20 protein-coding genes are annotated in these 19,221 nt (G+C 32.6%); all 20 read left to right on the top strand.

Features of this window, described 5'->3' with window-relative positions:
- Positions 1-523: 523 nt before the first annotated feature.
- The 20 genes from EC501_RS04355 to EC501_RS04260 all read left to right on the top strand — a co-directional run bounded on the left by EC501_RS04355 (position 524) and on the right by EC501_RS04260 (position 19,221).
- Positions 524-1,645, top strand: coding sequence for an ATP-dependent helicase ComFA (locus tag EC501_RS04355; RefSeq protein ID WP_338322885.1), 1,122 nt, complete (start codon positions 524-526; stop codon positions 1,643-1,645).
- Positions 1,642-2,247, top strand: coding sequence for a ComF family protein (locus EC501_RS04350; protein WP_122971072.1), 606 nt, complete (start codon positions 1,642-1,644; stop codon positions 2,245-2,247). The genes EC501_RS04355 and EC501_RS04350 overlap by 4 nt, the downstream gene beginning before the upstream one ends.
- Before the next feature lie 97 nt (positions 2,248-2,344).
- The gene (locus EC501_RS04345) at positions 2,345-2,758 is read left to right on the top strand and encodes a TIGR03826 family flagellar region protein (protein WP_122971071.1); all 414 of its coding nucleotides are present in this window, start codon (positions 2,345-2,347) and stop codon (positions 2,756-2,758) included.
- 126 nt (positions 2,759-2,884) lie between these two features.
- Positions 2,885-3,145 carry a flagellar biosynthesis anti-sigma factor FlgM gene (gene flgM, locus EC501_RS04340; RefSeq protein ID WP_122971070.1) on the top strand — a complete coding sequence of 87 codons (261 nt, stop codon included), beginning with the start codon at positions 2,885-2,887 and terminating at the stop codon, positions 3,143-3,145.
- Positions 3,146-3,165: 20 nt separating this feature from the next.
- Positions 3,166-3,666, top strand: a complete 501-nt coding sequence (locus EC501_RS04335) for a flagellar protein FlgN (protein WP_122971069.1) — start codon at positions 3,166-3,168, stop codon at positions 3,664-3,666.
- A gap of 70 nt (positions 3,667-3,736) precedes the next feature.
- Positions 3,737-5,422, top strand: a complete 1,686-nt coding sequence (flgK, locus tag EC501_RS04330; RefSeq protein ID WP_122971068.1) for a flagellar hook-associated protein FlgK — start codon at positions 3,737-3,739, stop codon at positions 5,420-5,422.
- Between the two features lie 39 nt (positions 5,423-5,461).
- A complete protein-coding gene (flgL, locus tag EC501_RS04325) occupies positions 5,462-6,388 on the top strand; it encodes a flagellar hook-associated protein FlgL (RefSeq protein ID WP_122971067.1) in 927 nt (308 codons plus the stop codon).
- A gap of 60 nt (positions 6,389-6,448) precedes the next feature.
- On the top strand, positions 6,449-7,012 hold the full coding sequence (locus tag EC501_RS04320) for a DUF6470 family protein (RefSeq protein ID WP_122971066.1): 564 nt from the start codon (positions 6,449-6,451) through the stop codon (positions 7,010-7,012).
- A 14-nt stretch (positions 7,013-7,026) separates the two neighbouring features.
- Positions 7,027-7,470 (top strand): flagellar assembly protein FliW, encoded by a 444-nt coding sequence (gene fliW, locus EC501_RS04315; protein WP_122971065.1) that lies wholly within the window; start codon positions 7,027-7,029, stop codon positions 7,468-7,470.
- Positions 7,470-7,688 (top strand): carbon storage regulator CsrA, encoded by a 219-nt coding sequence (gene csrA / locus EC501_RS04310; RefSeq protein ID WP_122971064.1) that lies wholly within the window; start codon positions 7,470-7,472, stop codon positions 7,686-7,688. The genes fliW and csrA overlap by 1 nt, the downstream gene beginning before the upstream one ends.
- 194 nt (positions 7,689-7,882) lie before the next feature.
- Positions 7,883-8,782 carry a flagellin Hag gene (gene hag, locus EC501_RS04305; RefSeq protein WP_122971063.1) on the top strand — a complete coding sequence of 300 codons (900 nt, stop codon included), beginning with the start codon at positions 7,883-7,885 and terminating at the stop codon, positions 8,780-8,782.
- A 95-nt stretch (positions 8,783-8,877) separates the two neighbouring features.
- Complete coding sequence (locus tag EC501_RS04300; RefSeq protein WP_158599665.1) at positions 8,878-10,587, top strand: motility associated factor glycosyltransferase family protein; 1,710 nt, start codon at positions 8,878-8,880, stop codon at positions 10,585-10,587.
- Positions 10,588-10,598: 11 nt separating this feature from the next.
- Positions 10,599-10,943: a DUF8042 domain-containing protein gene (locus EC501_RS04295; RefSeq protein ID WP_122971061.1), complete on the top strand. Its 345-nt coding sequence runs from the start codon at positions 10,599-10,601 to the stop codon at positions 10,941-10,943.
- On the top strand, positions 10,943-12,160 hold the full coding sequence (locus tag EC501_RS04290) for a motility associated factor glycosyltransferase family protein (RefSeq protein WP_206613371.1): 1,218 nt from the start codon (positions 10,943-10,945) through the stop codon (positions 12,158-12,160). Before EC501_RS04295 ends, EC501_RS04290 begins: the two co-directional genes overlap by 1 nt.
- Positions 12,161-12,365: 205 nt before the next feature.
- The gene (locus tag EC501_RS04285) at positions 12,366-13,508 is read left to right on the top strand and encodes a polysaccharide pyruvyl transferase family protein (RefSeq protein WP_122971059.1); all 1,143 of its coding nucleotides are present in this window, start codon (positions 12,366-12,368) and stop codon (positions 13,506-13,508) included.
- 3 nt (positions 13,509-13,511) lie between these two features.
- Complete coding sequence (locus EC501_RS04280) at positions 13,512-15,155, top strand: Coenzyme F420 hydrogenase/dehydrogenase, beta subunit C-terminal domain (protein ID WP_122971058.1); 1,644 nt, start codon at positions 13,512-13,514, stop codon at positions 15,153-15,155.
- A 214-nt stretch (positions 15,156-15,369) separates the two neighbouring features.
- Positions 15,370-16,347 carry a UDP-N-acetylglucosamine 4,6-dehydratase (inverting) gene (gene pseB / locus EC501_RS04275; RefSeq protein ID WP_174232645.1) on the top strand — a complete coding sequence of 326 codons (978 nt, stop codon included), beginning with the start codon at positions 15,370-15,372 and terminating at the stop codon, positions 16,345-16,347.
- 38 nt (positions 16,348-16,385) lie between these two features.
- Entirely contained in the window at positions 16,386-17,522 is a 1,137-nt protein-coding gene (locus tag EC501_RS04270) for a glycosyltransferase family 2 protein (protein WP_122971057.1), read from the top strand.
- 92 nt (positions 17,523-17,614) lie between these two features.
- Complete coding sequence (locus EC501_RS04265) at positions 17,615-18,538, top strand: ATP-grasp domain-containing protein (RefSeq protein WP_122971056.1); 924 nt, start codon at positions 17,615-17,617, stop codon at positions 18,536-18,538.
- Complete coding sequence (locus EC501_RS04260) at positions 18,535-19,221, top strand: HAD family hydrolase (RefSeq protein ID WP_122971055.1); 687 nt, start codon at positions 18,535-18,537, stop codon at positions 19,219-19,221. The genes EC501_RS04265 and EC501_RS04260 overlap by 4 nt, the downstream gene beginning before the upstream one ends.

Genomic DNA, 19,221 nt, shown 5'->3' with positions numbered 1-19,221 from the left:
ATTTTATCAGAAGTGGTCCTTATTTTTTATTTAAAATAATCAAAGCCGGTGAAATTTTACTTATCGTAAAATTTCACCGGCTTTTCATTTCAGAGGTGGGTTTTGTCCCAGCCTCTTTTATTTACTTGAAATTTTACGAAAGATATTTTCAATACAATACAAAAATAATTTTCATAATAACCTTTAACGAAACGAAGGAGTGATTCTATTGAAATATCAATTGTGTAAAGTAAATAAAAGATTCATTTATAGAGGAATCGTAGTTGAATCAAAGATCCGAGATTTTTTCATAGGACGAATATGGACAAGGAATTATACCCCTTTTCCACAAGACAAAATCGAAAAATATATAGAACAAGAATTTTTCAATATAAAACCTGGTATTTCTTTTATTCGCAAAGGTTTATTCCAACGACCATATTATATTTGTCATCGATGTCAAAATACAAATCAGTATGAATTTGTTCACTATAATTGTGCAAGATGTGAAAAGGTATGTGTATACTGCCGGCACTGTATAAATATGGGGAGAGTAACCAGTTGCACGGATTTACTGACATGGAATGGACCAGAACCACATCATCGTCTATCTCATGAACTTCAGTGGGAAGGGACGTATACAGAACTACAATTGGAAGCATCCCAACAATTAAAAGAAAGTATAAAAACAGGTAGGAATCATTTAATCTTTGCAGTTTGTGGAGCGGGAAAAACAGAAATTCTTTTTCCTGCCGTTCAATTTGCCCTGAAACAAGGAAAACGGGTTTGTATTGCAACCCCTCGAACGGATGTCGTTTTAGAATTGTATCCCCGTTTTCAAAAGGTTTTTCCGAAAACAAACTTACATGCATTGTACGGAAATGCACCTATACAACAAGGTTTTTCCCAACTTGTCATAGCTACAACCCATCAACTTTATCGTTTTGAAAATGCGTTTGATGTCGTTATTGTGGATGAAGCGGATGCCTTTCCTTATACGTATGACCGTGCTCTTCAACAAGCGGTGATAAAAGTGAAAAGGAAAGATGCTCCGATAGTGTTAGTTACAGCAACCCCTTCTGCCCAAATTGTATCTCAAGCGAAGCGGGAAAAATGGGGAGTATCTTTTATTCCAAGAAGATATCATGGCTACCCGTTACCAGTACCTAGGTTTGAGTCATTATGGTCTTACGATAAAAAAATGCAAAAGGGGAAAATTCCATCAAAATTGGAGGAATGGACGAAAGCAAGGCTACGAAATAAAGAACCTTTTTTAATTTTCTTTCCTACTATTCAATTAATGCAAAAGGCAACCCCCCTCTTTCAACTTTTAGATAATCGAATCGAAAGTGTCCATGCAGAAGATGTAGAAAGAAAATCAAAAGTGTTACAACTTCGACAGGAAGAGGTACCTGGTTTGCTAACAACTACTATTTTAGAGAGAGGAATTACAATTAAAAATATTCAAGTTGCCGTAGTTGGTGCTGAGTCCAAAATTTTTACATCCAGCGCTCTCATTCAAATAAGTGGTCGTGTTGGACGGAATGCTCAATTTCCAAAAGGAGATATTGTATTTTTTCATCACGGAATTACGGCGGAAATGGATGAAGCGCGAAATGAAATTATACGTCTAAATAAAGAAGGGTTCGGAGAGGAATCAAAATGAAACGTTTTGAAGTGAGAAATTGTCTTTTATGTAACACACCGCTAAACGAACCTGTTACTTGGAAGTTACTATTAACAAATCATTTTCCGAAAACAATTTGCTTTGATTGTGAAAAAAAGTTTGAGCCTTATGAAAACAAAGATAAAACAGTTATCTCTCTCTTCCGATATAATAATCCAATGAAAGACTACCTCCATCGTTATAAGTTTTTGCATGATGTGATTTTAGCTAAAATTTTTAGAGAACAAATTCACATGTATTTATCAAAACAAAAAGCCGTCATCGTTCCTATACCAATGCATCCCCTGAAACTAAAGGAAAGAACCTTTTCCCATGTCGATGAATTGTTAAAGGAAGCGAATGTCCCTTTTACTCATTATCTTGAAAAAATTACGACGGAAACCCAAGGGGGAAAATCTCGGCAACAAAGATTGAAAGCACCCCCTATTTTCCGATTAAAGAACGGTATGGATGTTAAAGGGAAGGATTTTATTTTAGTTGATGATATTTATACAACTGGAACTACGATTCAACATGGTAAAAAAGTTTTATTAGACAACGGGGCAAATTGCGTAACGGCATTTACATTAATTCGAGGATGAAATATAAAAAAATACGAATTGAGTTTAATAAAAATGAAATATAGACGATGATTTATATGGAATAGTATATAAATTATTAGTAACGGAGGAAACGATGATGGCTGAAATTAAAAATTGTCCTAATTGCGGTGAATTTTTCAACTATACGGGTATTCGAGATGTTTGTCATAAATGTGCACAAAAAGAAGAGGAGATGTACGAAATCGTTTACCGCTTTTTACGTAAACGAGAAAACCGTGCAGCAACAGTAGAACGAATTGTGGAAGCAACGGGTGTTGAGCAAGAATTATTATATAGATGGGTTCGGAAAAATCGTCTTCATCCTGCCCTTTTCCCCAATTTAGGTTATCCTTGTGATAATTGTGGTCACCTGACGACAAAAGGGAAATTGTGCGAGTCGTGTCAAAATGAACTGAAATCTGATTTACGTACATTTGAAGCAGCTAAAGAATTTAGAGAAAATGTGGCAAACAATGAAAAGGGAACATACTTCGTAAATAAAGGTAAATAATTGGCACGTTAATCGTTCTAGATTTTAGTTGTGTTAAAGTATAAGCTTTTTCTATGAGAAACGTTAACATTTTGTTAATTTAACCGAAATATAAAATATACAAGAATGATGAGAGGAGGGGTAGTTGTGAAAATTACATCATTGGGTGTAAATGGAATTAATCCTTACAACAAACAACCAGTAAATGTTAAACCAAAAGAAGCAAAAACGAGCGTTACTGATAAAATTGAAATTTCAACTACCGCAAAAGCATTGTCAACTTCTTTAAATTACAGTACAGATCGTGCTCAAAAAGTTCAAAAGCTAAAAGAAGAAATTCAATCGGGTGAATATAAAGTTGATGCTCATAAAGTAGCTGAAGATTTATTGAATTATTATCGTAAATAGTTGAAAAGGAGTTTTTCACCATGTCGCTTCAATCAATCATATCGGTTTTAGAAAAACTTGAAAAAATGCATAAAAGTTTGTTTGAGCTAGCAATTCAGAAGACAGAAATTGTGAAAAAAGGCGATATGGACGAACTAGATACGATGTTAAAAAATGAGCAATCCCATATAGCGGCTATTGAACAGCTCGAGCAACAGCGTCAGCAACTAGTAATGGATTACTTGGACGCAAAAGGAATTGTATATGCTGACACTCCAACTGTTCTCGATGTGATCGAAGCGGCTGATTTAGAACAAGAGCGAGAGCAATTAAAATCGGTACGGCAGCGGTTAATGGCAGTTATCGATGATTTACGAAAGCAAAATGATTTAAATCAAAAACTCGTATTCCAATCTTTACAATTCGTCCATATGACTTTAGATATGATGCGCCCTAACCAAGAGCAAATGAACTATTCGGGAAAGGCATCGAACACGAATAATCCTTTGTCTAAAAAATCATTATTTGATTCACAAGCATAATTAAATCAATATGCACGGTATCGAGAGCCGTGCTCCATATACATAAAACAATTTAAAGGAGGAGTTAGTTTTGCGCTCCACATTCATGGGATTAGAAGCAAGTAAGAGAGGACTTTTTACACAACAAAGTGCACTCTACACGACTGGTCATAATATTTCCAATGCCAATACAATAGGCTACACGCGTCAACGGGTGAATATGGCTTCCACATTAGGTTATCCAGGCGCAGGTTTGAACTCTCCAATGACAGCAGGACATATTGGGACAGGCGTGGAAGCGACATCGGTCCAACGTATTCGAGATGAATTTATCGATCGCCAATATCGTCAAGAAACAAATAAATTAGGATATTGGGAATCGAAAGCAAATGCAATTTCACAAATGGAAGATGTTATGTCTGAACCGTCGGAATATGGTTTAAACGAAGCCTTCAATTTATTCTGGAGTTCCTTACAAGATGTTAGTACTAACCCGGAAGATTCAGCTGCACGGAAAGTTGCCATTCAAAGGGCAGAACATTTGGCTGATACGTTTAACTACCTTGATACACAATTAAAACAAATTCAAGGAAATATCGGAAATGAAATTGATGTATCCACTACTCAAATCAATTCAATTTTGAAACAAATTGCTGAAATTAATAAACAAATTCAAGCTGTAGAGCCAAATGGTTATATGCCGAATGATTTATACGATGCACGAGATACTTTGCTTGATGAGTTAAACGAATACATACCAGTTTCAGTTGAACGAGTAAAATCTGGTGGGAACGCTTTAGAAATTGCAGAAGGTAGTTATAAAATTACTTATAAAACTGCTGATGGTACAACGATGACTTTAGTTGATGGAAAAGACTATGCAGAACTGAAGGCATTAGATACTGCAGGAAATAAAGTAGATGGAAATGTGGATGACGCAGCAACGAAAGGGTATAATCCATTTGCCCAAATTGTTGTTTCTAATATTGGAAATCCACCCGATAGTACAACGACTCAAGGGAGTTTTGAAGAAGCAGATTTTGAGAATTCTAAAGGTAAACTGCTATCATTAATTAATTCGTACGGTTTCAAAAATACAGATAGTCCGACAACTGAAGGGTACTATCCTGAAATGTTAGCGAATTTAGATAAATTAGCCCAAGTATTTGTGGAAGCATTTAATACAGTACATCAAGCAGGTTATACATTGAATTCTACAAATGATTCGACAGCTCCAGACGGGGGACTATTCTTCGTAGGAGAAGGTGCAACAGCAACTTCTGCTGGAACTATAACGGCAGGTACAATTAAAGTAAGCGCTGAAATTAAAAATGATCCTAAAAAAATTGCTGCATCTTCCGCTCCAGGTGAAGAAGGAAATGGGAAATGGGCAACTGAATTAGCGAACTTACAAAGTAAGGCAGTAGGAGCTAATGGATTTACAATTGATTTAGATCGTACGAACCCTAACGATGCAAATGTTACTTACACGCCGACAACGGATCTAGATGGTGCTACTTTCCAATCCTTCTATGAAAGTTTAATCGGACAATTGGGAGTAGATGGACAAGAAGCAGCCCGTCTACAATATAATTCAGAAACGATTCGTTTAACTGTTGCAAATAACCGTGCTTCCATGAGTTCTGTCTCATTAGATGAAGAAATGACGAATATGATTACATTCCAGCAAGCGTATAATGCCAATGCGCGAATGATTACAGTCATTGATGAAACACTAGATAAAATTATTAACGGCATGGGCCGTGTTGGATTATAAAATAGAATTCCAATTTAGATGTAAAGAAAGGAGATTGTTATGCGCGTAACCCAATCTATGTTATCTAATAACATGCTAAGAAATTTAAGTACTAGCTATTCGAAAATGTCTGAGTTACAAAATCAAATTAATACAGGCTCTAAAATTACTCGCCCTTCCGATGACCCGGTCATTGCTATTAAAGGTATGAGTTATCGAACAGATTTAAATAAAGTTAGCCAATTTGAACGAAATATGAACGAAGTTAATTCCTGGTTAGATTCATCCGATGATGCATTAGGACAAGTAGGGGACGCTTTAAACCGAGTAAAGGAATTGGTTGTCCAAGCTGCTAATGATACGAATACTGCAGATGATCGTCAAAAAATTAAACTTGAAATCGATCAAATTCGAAGTCAAATTCAAGATGTCGCCAATACAAAAATTGCTGATAAATATATTTTTAATGGAACGAAAACCCAATCTCCATTGTTCGTCAATGGTGAATTAAATCCAGAAACCTATGACAGCTCGACAGGTGAATTTATTTCTGCAACATCAGGAGAAGTAAATATGGAAGTATTTGATGGAATTCAAATACAGGTAAATACGTCTAATGGTGCAGAACTATTTAAAAATGTAGATGATTTAATGGCGAATATTTCTTCGGCACTGGATGCATCTGACGGTGAGGAAATTGGAAATCTATTAGGCGGTCTTGCTGACGGAACAGACGATACTTTATCTGAACTTCAAAATAAAGTGTTAGAGGCTCGCGCAGATGTTGGAGCTCGACAAAACCGAGTGGAAATGATGACGAATCGCCTCTCTTTACAGGAAATTAATGTGACAAAACAAATGTCGCAAAACGAAGATGTTGATTATGCTGAAGCAATCACACAAATGATTACATATGAATCGATTCATCAAGCATCCCTTTCTGTAGGAGCAAAAATCATTCAACAAACTTTAGTCAATTTTTTATAATTTTCACATGGCGTTTGGACATACTTGTTCAAACGCTTTTATTAAAAGAAGGTGAATAAGTTGAATTTCCCTAAGCTTCATATAACGAAAACTGAGATAAAACTGAATATGCATATTCAAGATCCTGTTCAAATCATTCGACAACCAAAGGCCAATCAAACGATAAAGCAGCCTAATGGAAAATTAAATATTGAAACAACAAAAGGAAAGCTTGAAATTGATCAGTCGCAAGCTTGGCAAGATTTAGGACTGTTAACACCGAAAGAATCGGTCCAAAAATATGTGGCTGATGGCAGACAGGCAGTATTAAAGGGGATAGCGAAGGCAGTACAAGAAGGGCGACAAATTTTGGAGAATAGTGGAAAGGGCCAGGGGAGAGCGATTATAGCTAATGTTGCTAAGCAAAATCATGGTCCCCATCGAGTACCAATGAACATTAAATTCATTCCATCCGTCGGTTCTGTTAAAATTGATTATACGCCAGGTAAGGTAGAAACAAATTATACACCGCAGAAACCTGAAATAGACGTTCAAATTAATCGACCTATATATGATTATAAACAAGGAAAAGTAACCCACGAAGTAGTACAACGTCCATCAATAGATATTGATTTCATTGGATAAAAGGAGCAATTAATATGAATATAAAAACAAAATTTTTAGGAGAAGTAGAAATAAACGATGGAGATATTATTACGTTTGAATACGGACTTCCAGGTTTTCCTGATTTAAAAAAGTTTGTCCTTCTTCCTATAGATGGTGACCTTCCGTTGGCGGTACTTCAATCAACGGAAATAGCAGAAATTGGGTTTGTCGTTGCTTATCCTTTCGCTTTTAAAAAGGACTATGAATTTGATATAAGTGATGAAGATAAAGAAGATTTGAAAATTGAGAAGGAAGAAGATGTGATCGTCTATTCCATAGTGACGTTAAAAGAATCTTTCATAGAATCAACTTTAAATCTATTAGCACCTATTGTCATTAATGTGAATAAAAAACTTGGAAAACAAATTGTATTACAAGATAGTGCTGCTTACCCATTAAGATTTCCAATTAGTACATTGGAAGGAAGTGCAAAATAATGCTTGTCCTATCCCGTAAAAAGAATGAATCAATTATGATTGGTGACCATATCGAAGTGAAAATTTTATCTGTTGATGGTGATCAAGTAAAACTAGGAATCGTTGCACCGAGAAATGTAAAAGTCCATCGTTCTGAAGTTTTTCAAGCGATTCAAGAACAAAATAAAGAAGCACTAAATACGAATGTAAATATACTTGAACAATTGAAAAAAAAGTAGATTTCATCCACTCGGTTATGCTGGGTGGATTTTTTTATGTAGCTTGAAAAAAAATAGAAAAAATTTTTTTAAAATCTATTAAACTAATTTCAAATGGGACGATATTAGTAATGTAAGGCGATGGTACTATTCCAAAGCCAAGCAATTCCACACGGATGTGGATTATCTAATAAAAATTCAAGGAGGAATTCTAAATGAGAATTCAACACAACATTTCAGCTTTAAACACTCACCGTAACCTAGCTTTCAACAACACTCAAGCTTCTAAAAACCTTGAGAAATTATCTTCAGGTTACAAAATTAACCGTGCTGGCGACGACGCTGCTGGTCTTGCAATTTCTGAAAAAATGCGCGGACAAATCCGTGGTCTTGACATGGCGTCTAAAAACGCTCAAGACTCAATCTCTTTAATCCAAACTGCTGAGGGTGCTCTTAACGAAACTCACTCTATTCTACAACGTATGCGTGAATTAGCAGTACAATCTGCTAACGACACAAACGTTACAGCTGACCGTGAAGCATTACAATTAGAAATCCAATCATTATCTGATGAGATTACACGTATTGCTGAAAACACTGAGTTCAACACTCAAAAATTATTAGACGGTACTTTCAAAGGTTCTCGTACAACTGCAGTTTCTGGTGGGAATGCTACTGATGATGGTGGTAAACAATTCCATATCGGTGCAAACTCTGGTCAAAGCATTAACTTATCAATTGGTACTATGACTGCAGGTGCTTTAGGTGTAGCGGTTACTAGTGCAGCTGGTGTAACTGAGGGTGGTACTGCTGGTATTAACATCACAACTCAAACTGCTGCTGATAATACAATTACAATCGTTGACACAGCTATTAACACAGTATCTAAAACTCGTGCATCTTTAGGTGCGGTTCAAAACCGTTTAGAACACACAATCAACAACTTAGGTACAACTTCTGAAAACTTAACAGCTGCAGAATCACGTATCCGTGATACTGACATGGCTGCTGAAATGATGAGCTTCACGAAAAACAACATCTTAATGCAAGCAGCTCAATCTATGTTAGCTCAAGCTAACCAACAACCACAAGGTGTACTTCAATTATTAGGTTAATTTTAACCGTAAGAAACAGAAGAGGGTTTCCTCTTCTGTTTTTTTTATCTTCATTTATATATGAAATGGACGATAATGAATATGAGGTGGAGATTTTGACTGAATACATTTTAAACATAGAAGTTGCCAAATCAGGCGATGAAACGTTAAAAATAAATGAATATCATGTACATAGCAAATATAATCCGATCATAGAATCCGAGCGAATTGCAGAAAAAGAATATAGTATGAACTGTACCCATATTATTTTTGGATATGGGAAAGGGTATGTCGTTGATAGTTTACTTAGAAAAATGAAAAATGAGTCAATCATCATTGTTGACCCTTTAATTGAAATGGGGAAAATTCAAATTGATGAACGCCATAAAAACAGTGAAAAAGTGTTCTATTGGGGAGAAAGTACAGTAAATACTTTAGGTTATTTGATTTCAACTATTTCAGAGGGGAAAGCATTAAAGATAAAGGTTATTTTAACCCCAAATTATGATAAGTTATTTGTAAAAAACTATCGGGATCTGTTAGTTTACTTGCGGGATTTTCAAAATAAAACACAAATTAATTATAATACGGAAGTGTTTTTTGCAAACCAATGGCAACGGAACTTTTCCATTAATGTCCCGATGATTGCTAAAGATGAATCTTTATCTGTTTTACATAATCAGTTTGATTTACCGGTAGTGTTAGCAGCGGGAGGACCATCTTTAACGAAACAACTCCCTTTGCTCAAAAAAATTCAAGAACATGTGATTATTATTGCTTCCGGTTCTACTGTCAATTCCCTATTAGCGGTAGACTTGGAACCAGATTTTGTCCTTTCAATTGACGGAGGGGAACCAAATTATAAACATTTTAAAGATCTCCAATTTGATAAAGCAAGATTAATATATTCGCCTTATAATCATTCCGGTGTTCGAAAATCCTTCCGAAAAAGAGGCTACGTATTTACACAAGTGAATCAAGAGGAAATAGGTAAGTACTTATTAGATAATATAGGAATTAATTTACCTGTTTTAGCTGGCGGAGGAACTGTTGCCCATTATGGTGTAACGGTTGCAAGGTTGTTAAATTCCGGTCCTATTGCAATGATCGGGCAAGATTTAGCCTATACAAATAATCAAACCCATGCAAAAGGAAACAAATTTGCAAAAGAAGTTGAAGATATTACGAAATTAAATAAAGAACTAATACCAGTTGAAGGATACTATGGAGAAGAAGTTATCACATCTCGTGATTTTTTATCTATGAAAATGGTATTTGAAGAAATTATTCGTTTTTATAAACCACTTGTACCTATATTCAACTGTACAGAGGGTGGAGTGAAACTAAAAGGGTATGAACAACTTCCATTCCAAGATTTTGTTGACACTTATGTTGATACAAATAAAGTGAAAAATTTAGATCATCTAGATAACAATAATGCAATTTATAAAACAGACAAAGAAGTTGTAGACATTTATAAAAAGGAGTTGAAATTAATAGGGGATCTAGAAAATCTGTTAATTAAAGGAATCCATGTTTTACATAAAGTAAAAAACAATACATTCTTTGATCAACATACACTTAATTTGTTCGATAAAATTGAAAAGGAAATAAATCAAAAGTCGAAAAAAATCCAAGTTCATTTTCTTATTGGTCCAATTACAATTGAAGTTTCGAATTGTTATTTGGAGAAACCGAATGAAACGCAAAAGGAAGCTTTTGATCGAGTATGGAATCAGACTTATACTTTATACAAACGTTTATTAGAAGCTTTCGATAAGGTAAAAGTCAATTTAAGGGATGTTATTACTGAAATTGAAAATTAGGAGTGGGAAAGTTGCAAAACGTCGTACTAGAAGTAATTGAAAGTTATAATGAATATTTAAATAAATTACCGAGCGGTTGTATAGCAATTGCAAATAAATTACGAGACGACCAAATTCAATCAGCATTATCAAGTGTAAAGGATTTTTCAGAAGGGGTAATTTGGCTGACGGAAGCAGCTGAATTATTAAAGAAAAATGAAGTAAATGTTACATCGAATATAGATAAAATCCATGAGTTTTTGACGGAAATAAACAATGCATTAGAAATTCAAGATTTTCATTTAGTTGCTGATTTATTTGAATATGAGATTGCCGAATTTTTCGAGCAATATAGTAGAATCGTGATTGAACAATGATGTTTGAAATTGGTTTAGCTAGAGATGGTCATCAAACACTTACTGTTGACGGTATTCACATTTATAGCAAATATAAGCCAATAGACCATGCAGAGGCATTTATAGAAAAAGAACTGGATTTAAATGCTGAAGGCTATTTTTTATTAGGCCTAGGATTGGGGTATCATTTAAAAGCGATTATAAATAAAGTGAAATGTAAAAAAATCTTTGTTTTATGTGTAGATGAACAAGAACATAAAATATTTTCGAATTCTACTATTTCTAGGCAGATTTTAAATCTTTCAAATGTTCATATTGTCTACAATCCAAAAGATATTAAACTGAATAATAACTATCAAATGATTATTCCAAATGCATGGATACAAGTATTAAATAAATCGAATCCTCTATACAACTTTTTAGCGGATATAAAAATTAAACAAGAAAGCTACAGCAATCAAAAAAAACTTTTGGACGAAAATTTTTCGAATAATATAAGATTAAATGATAAAAACTTAAAACATTATCTATCTGAAACGAAACGGGATAATAAAATAGCTTGTTTAGTTTCGAGTGGTCCATCACTCAATGAAACAAAAACCTGGATAAAAAATGTAAGAGAACAACTCTATATTTTATGTGTAGGTTCGGCATTAAAAGTTTTGTTGAAGGAAGGTATTAAACCAGACGCTGTAATCATCTCTGATCCTAAGAAAAATATTATACAGCAGTTAGAAGGTATTAATTTTGATGGGGTACTATTTTACTTAAGTACAGCGAATTATGAAGCAACTTCAAATTATTCATATACGAGATATATATTATTTCAATCTGGTTATAAGAAAGCGGAAGAAATTGCAAAACAAAATAATATTCCTTTAGTGGAAACAGGTGGTTCTGTTGCAACAACTGGGTTTAGTACTCTAAAATTTTTAGGCTTCGATACAATTGTTCTTTTCGGACAAGATTTAGGCTTCAAAGAAAATAAAACCCATGCAACTTTTTCGACATCTGGAAGAACGGTTTCTAAAATGGAAAACTTAATTAAAGTTATTTCGAACAAAGGGGAAGAAATATATACAACCCCCAATTTGCATTCTTATCTTATGTGGTTTAATTCGATAATGAAATATTCAACCGGTATGAGGGTTTATAATACGGCATTAGATGGAGCGGAAATTCATAATGTAGAAGTCATCAATGAAAAACAGTTTTATAAATTAGTTCATTCAAAATAGTAACTAATAATGTATAATGATGGGAATAATTTAAACCTATGGAAACATAGGTTTTTTCTTTATTTTTAACGAAAATAACCGATAGTAGTAATAGAAATTTCGATACAATTCTACATAAAGAAGTTGACGATATATGAAATTAAAAGTTTATCTTCATTAAATGCTAGATTAAAAGCCAAAAAAATGATACGTATTGGAGAAAATTATGAAGCAAATTGGAATTATAACATTAAGTGGCTATGATAATTACGGTAACCGACTACAAAATTTCGCAATGGAAAATTTATTTAAAGAATATGGACAAGTTGAAACACTTTTTCAAAGAAGTGGTTCAAACTATTCTCCTTTAAATAAAAATTCATTTTTCTATAATTATAATTTGTATAAAGAAGATTATTCGGATGAAGAGTTAATCAACAAAATTGTTGATAGTACCCCTGATCTAAATTATAAAAATTTAAGGATTAAAAGGTTTATAAAATTCAAGAAATTTAGTGAAACAAATTTAAATGAAATTGATAATGGAATACTAGGTAATGAATATATCTCAGAGGAGATTTGTAATCAATTTGATTTATTAGTTGTAGGTAGTGATCAAGTATGGAACCCTCAATGGCTCGAACATAATATTAATTGTTTAATTCCAGTAGAAACTAAAGCGGTAAAAGTGTCTTATGCAGCTAGTTTCGGAATCTCACCAGAGAGTGAAATGGATTTGTCAGAAATAAAATTACATCTAAAAGACTTTAAAGAAATAAGTGTCAGAGAATTTGCAGGATTAGATATACTCTCAAATATAGGTGTAGAAAAGGGACAATTAGTATTAGATCCTACGATGTTGTTAGCTAGACATGAATGGGAAAGTTATTTATATCCTCATAGAGAAAAACCAACTGCCCCTTATATTTTTGTATATATTTTAGGTGAAACTACTGAGGAAATGAAAAACTTCATTGAAACTGTTAAAAGGGAGTCAAAATTAGAAGTTGTTACAGTCAATTCATATGAGGAAGAAAAATATTATGATGCAGATCCATTTGAATTTTTAGATTATATTAGTAGTGCTCAATTAGTGATTACGGACTCATTCCACGGAATCGTTTTTTCTAATATTTTCAACACCCCTTATGTCATTTTTGAAAGAAAGAGTAATTTACCAAGTATGAATTCTAGAATAGAAACTTTAGATAAGTTGTTTAAAGTTCAAGCTAGAAATGCAACTTTAATAAATAATAAAAAGATTGATGAAATTTTAGAACAAGATTTCAGTTACTATAATTCCAACATTCAAAAATACAAAGATAGATCTTTTAATTTTATAAAGAAAATTTTTGAAGGGATTAACTAAGATATGCTTAAAGAACTTAAAAATATTTTAGATGGAGATTATTGTATCGGTTGTGGTTCTTGTACTCTGTTTAATGAGAATTTACAGATCAAATTAACTTCCGATGGAAAATATAAATTAAATGTAACAAATCCCATTGAAAAAGAAGTAGAAAATGAAATATTGTCAGTTTGTCCTTTTTCAAATGCTTCTAAAAACGAAACAGAAATAGGGGAATTGTTATTTTCTAAAAACAATCATTACAATGAACTTACTGGCTATTATTTAAATCTTTATGCAGGTAGTGTTTTAAAAGGAGATTTTCGGAAAAATGGCAGTTCGGGTGGAATGGTTTCTTGGATTATTTCAAAATTACTTGAAGAAAATGAAATTGATAGAGTTATACATGTAAAAGAAAGTAACGATAATGGAAATGTAATGTTTGAATATAATATTTCTAGTACCATTGATGAAATTAAGCGTGGGGCAAAATCAAAATATTATCCAATAGAAATGTCAAAAGTTCTATCCTTTGTTGAAAATAATCCAGGTAGATATGCAATCGTTGGAGTACCTTGTTTCATTAAATCTTTAAGGAATTTATCCTTAAAGAAAACAAATATACAAAAAAGATTAAAATATATGATTGGGTTAGTTTGTGGACATTTAAAAAGTACTTATTATACTGAAATGATTAAACTGCAAACTCCGATAGAAGAATTAGAAAAGATCAATTTTCGATATAAATTACCAAATAAAAATGCTAATGATTATGCAGTAAAATTAGAAGGTAAAACGAATTCCGAAAGTATAGAGTCTGTCATTCCAGTAAATGAATTATACGGTACAAACTGGGGAACGGGTTTTTTTAAATATAATGCATGTGACTTCTGCGATGATGTCTTTGGTGAAACAGCTGATATTGTAGTTGGAGATGCATGGCTACCTGAATTTATAAATGATGATAAAGGTACAAATATAGTCATTGTTCGCAATGAATTAATAAATAACATGATAAAAAAAGGGATAAACGATCAAAGTTTAGATTTAAAAGTGATGTCTCCTAATGAAATAATCAAATCACAAACTGGTGGAATAAGACATAAGAGAGAAGGATTATCTCAAAGATTATATAATAAAATTTCAAATCGGCAATGGGTCCCTAAAAAAAGAGTAGAACCAAAAGAAACAAGTAGGGCTGAGGTATATAATTTAAGGGAAAAAATTAATAATGAGTGTACCCCTGTTTTAAAAGATGCGATTGAAAAAAATGATTTTTCCATCTTTACCGAAACCTTTAAAAGTCTAGAATATCAGTTAAACTTAATATCTTCCCCGGTAAATCAAATGTTTAATGCTAGTAAAGTAATAGAATTTGTCCAAGACAATCAAAATATTTTTATATGGGGATCGGGGATTTCGGGACAAGTTATTTTATACAATTTACATAAAGCAGGATTAAAAGTATCAGGTTTTATTGACAGCAATGCGAAACTTGTAGGAAAAAAAGTTAATGGATTAAATGTTTACTCGATTGAGGAGGCTTTAACAATGAATAATTTGAAAGTGTTGATTTCTCCGATAGATTACTACAAGCAAATTTCGATGACATTAAATGAAAATGGTTATAAAGAGGATATTGACTATATTGATCCATATTTTCGATAAATAGAATTGATAAAAGCTTTTTCCTTTAAAATACTAACTAGTTTATTTGGCGAAGTGCAACATAAATTATGGATATTAAAAATTGTAAGTATCTGAGAAATTTTTCAAACCTATGATTTCATAGGTTTTTCTTTATTTCTAGTAAAAATATCCGATAATAATAATATAATTTTCGATAAAATTTGACAAAGTGAAATTGATTGGAGTAGTTTTGATGAATATTTTAGATGATAAAACAGTATTAGTAACTGGTGGGACAGGATCTTTCGGTAAAAAGTTTGTCCGAAAAGCATTAGATTCAAATGTGAAAAAAATTATTATTTTTAGTCGTGACGAATTAAAGCAATATGAAATGAAACAAGAATTTGACGATAGCCGACTACGTTTTTTCATAGGGGATGTTCGCGATAAAGAAAGATTATATCGTGCATTTGATGGAGTCGATATTGTAATCCATGCCGCTGCGATGAAACATGTGGATGCTTGTGAGTATAATCCTTTTGAAGCAATTAAAACAAATATTCATGGTGCACAAAATATAGTGGAAGCAGCAATCGATCGTGGTGTCGAAAAGGTGATTGCCCTTTCAACGGATAAAGCGTGTAGTCCAGTTAATTTATATGGTGCTACTAAATTAGCATCAGATAAATTATTTGTTGCTGCCAATGCTTACGTTGGTGATAAAAAAACACGCTTTTCTGTAGTACGTTATGGAAATGTTGTTGGTAGTAGGGGAAGTGTTGTACCTTTCTTTAAAAAAATTCGCCACACAGGTGTACTTCCAGTAACAGATGAACGGATGACCCGTTTTTGGATTACTTTAGATCAAGGGGTTCAATTTGTTCTCGATAATTTAGAACGTATGCATGGTGGCGAGATTTTTGTACCAAAAATTCCGAGTATGAAAGTTGTCGATTTAGCTAAAGCAATCGCGCCAGAATGCGAAATTAAAATTATCGGTATACGTCCAGGTGAAAAGCTACATGAAGCGATGATAATGGAAGATGATGCGCGTCATACCATCGAATTTGAAGATTATTATGTTATTCAACCAGAGTTTCCATGGTGGTCAAAATCAAATACAAACAATGGAAAAGAATTACCTGACGGATTTGCTTATACAAGTGATTCAAATAATGAATGGTTAACTGTAGAAGAATTAGAGAATTTAGCAAATAATCTTAATGATTAAATAAAGCTATCTTTCCTAAAAACAGGGGAGGTAATTTGTTGAGAAAAGTCAGTGTAATCATGCCTGTTTATAACGGAGAAAAGTATATAAAACTAGCGATAAATAGTGTATTAAATCAATCATATAAAGATATAGAGTTAATTGTTGTAGACGATGGTTCAACAGATTCAACAGCGGTTATTGTAAAAAAAATAATAGAAGACAATAAACTTTTTGATTTAAAGTATCTTTATCAAGAAAATAAAGGACCTTCAGTCGCTAGAAATGTTGGAATAGAGAATGCTAAAGGAGAGTACATCGCTTTATTAGATTCTGATGATTACTATCACCGTGATAAAATTTATGAACACATCAATTATTTACTTAAAAATCCTAATATTGATATTGCTTATGGCGATTTGACAATTGTTAACAGTGAAAGTGAAATTCAAAATACATTAAAAGCAGAGATGCCATCAGAAAATCAAAATTTATTTTTAGCGTCGATGTTGTTTAGACAATTTATTCCTGGACCTGCAACTTTAGTTGGGAAAAGAGAATGCTTTATAAATAATCCATACAATCCTGACATTATCTACGCCGAAGATTATGATTTGACGATTAGATTAGCAATGAAATACAAATTTGCTTATGTACCTGAGGGAATCTATTATTGTCGTAGACATGATAGGAATCTTTCTAATAATCATGAGGCTCAATTACAATCTGAAATTAGAATTGTAAGAAAGATTGGTAAAGCGTTTATTTGGAAGATTATTGAAGACACTCCACTTGAAGAAGCTAATAAAAAATTATTATTTGCTAAAATTATGATTAAAATAGGGAATTATCAAGAAGCTTTTGAGAGATTAATTCATTTAAAAAGTAAAAATGATATTATCAATTTTTATTTAGGTAATTTATTATATTATGAATGTAAATATAAGGACGCAATTGATTTTTATAAATTAGCAATTGCACAAAATAATACAATGGCAGAAGCTTTTAATAACATGGGAGTTTGTTATGCAACGTATGATGTTACGAAAGCGAAGAAATCTTTTTCAACTGCATTAAATTTAAGGCCCAATTATTTAGATGCTCAATATAATTTGAAGGCTATAGAAAGTAAATTAGATAATTTTAGATTTACAAAAAGAGAATTGAGGAAAGAGCTAATAAGCTATACTTTGTAAATAATAGGCACTAATTTACAACGTAAATTTTTAAATAAAAGCGATAACCAATTAAAGGTTATCGCTTTATTTAAAGAAGGGGGGTTTTCAGTTTGAAGATTTTAGTTACAAGTATTGGTAATAAGATTCCTCTTATTGAATGTATAAAAAAAACGTCAGGCTTATTTGTCATTGGAGCGGATATCAATGCTAATGTTATGAGTAAATATTTCGTCGATGAATTTTGGCAAATGCCTCGATTAAATGAACTACATATTTCAGATTTTATTAAAAAAATGCAACAAATCGAATGTTTTTATGTCCTACCAACAAGGGAAGAAGACTTAAAATACTTTTCAAAGTATCAGGAAGAATTAAAAAATGTAGGAATTAACGTACTCGTTTCATCTTTAGATGCTATTAATATAGTTACAGATAAATATTTATTCAGTACATATTTAAACAAATTACAACTAAATGCCATTCCTACTACCCTTTGTTTAAAAGATATCAACTCAAATGATTTATATGTCATAAAAGAAAGATACGGTGCTGGGTCAAAAAATTTATACTTAAATTTAACGAAAGATGAGTTGCAAAGTGTTTTGCCAAATTTATATTCACCTATAATCCAGCCGATGATTGATGGTACTGAGTATAGTATTGATTTATATATAACGAAAACGAAGAAAGTGAAGGCAGTTATTGTTAGAAAGCGGACATTAGTAATAGACGGTGAGTCACAAATTACAGAAATTATAGATCATCCTAAACTAGAAAAATTAATCTGTAGAGCTGCAATAGCTTTAAATTTAGAAGGACATGTGATGTTCCAAGCAATTGAAGATAAAAATGGTGAACTATGGATTATCGAATGTAATGCTAGAATCGGTGGTGCATCGACATTAAGCATTTATGCAGGTCTTGATACATTTAACTGGTGGATTGCAGAATGTAACGGAGAAACTATTGATGATTGGTCAGTTCAACTTAAAAAATTGAAGCAAATTCGATATAAAAAGGATTTAATAATATGAAGAAAATAATTGTTTTTGATATGGATGATACATTGTATGATGAGTATGATTTTGTGAAAAGTGGATTTCGGGCAGTTAGTGAGTTTTTAGAAGAAGAGTTTCATGTCAAAAAAAATGAGGTTTATGATTGGATGTGGAACCGACTGCAACAACAAGGGCGTGGCGCTATTTTCGACGACGTACTTAAAGAATATGGTTTTTATAAGAAAAAACTAGCTCAAAAATGTGTATCTATTTATCGATTACATAAACCAAATATACAATTACCCCAAAACACTATAAATACATTAGAAAATTTAAGAAGTTTCCCTCTGTATCTAGTTACCGATGGGCATAAATTAGTTCAATATAATAAGGTTTTAGCGCTTAAATTAGAAAATTACATGGAGAAATGTTACATCACATACAGATATGGGAGGAAACATAGTAAGCCGTCTCCTTATTGTTTTCAATTAATTGCGAAACGGGAGAAAGTTGAACCGGAAAATATTGTTTATATTGGTGATAACCCGTCTAAAGACTTTGTAGGTATCAAAAATTTAGGATTTCGAACGATAAGAATAATGACAGGGCAACACGCACATAAACAATTGACTTCTGAATATGAGGCAGAGTTACAAATTCAAAATATTACAGAACTCCCTATTGCTCTGAAAAAAATATGGCCAGAAGTAGAGGTTTAA

Source organism: Lysinibacillus halotolerans (assembly GCF_003711845.1).
Lineage (GTDB): Bacteria > Bacillota > Bacilli > Bacillales_A > Planococcaceae > Ureibacillus > Ureibacillus halotolerans.
This window is presented reverse-complemented; position numbering and strand designations above follow the sequence as displayed.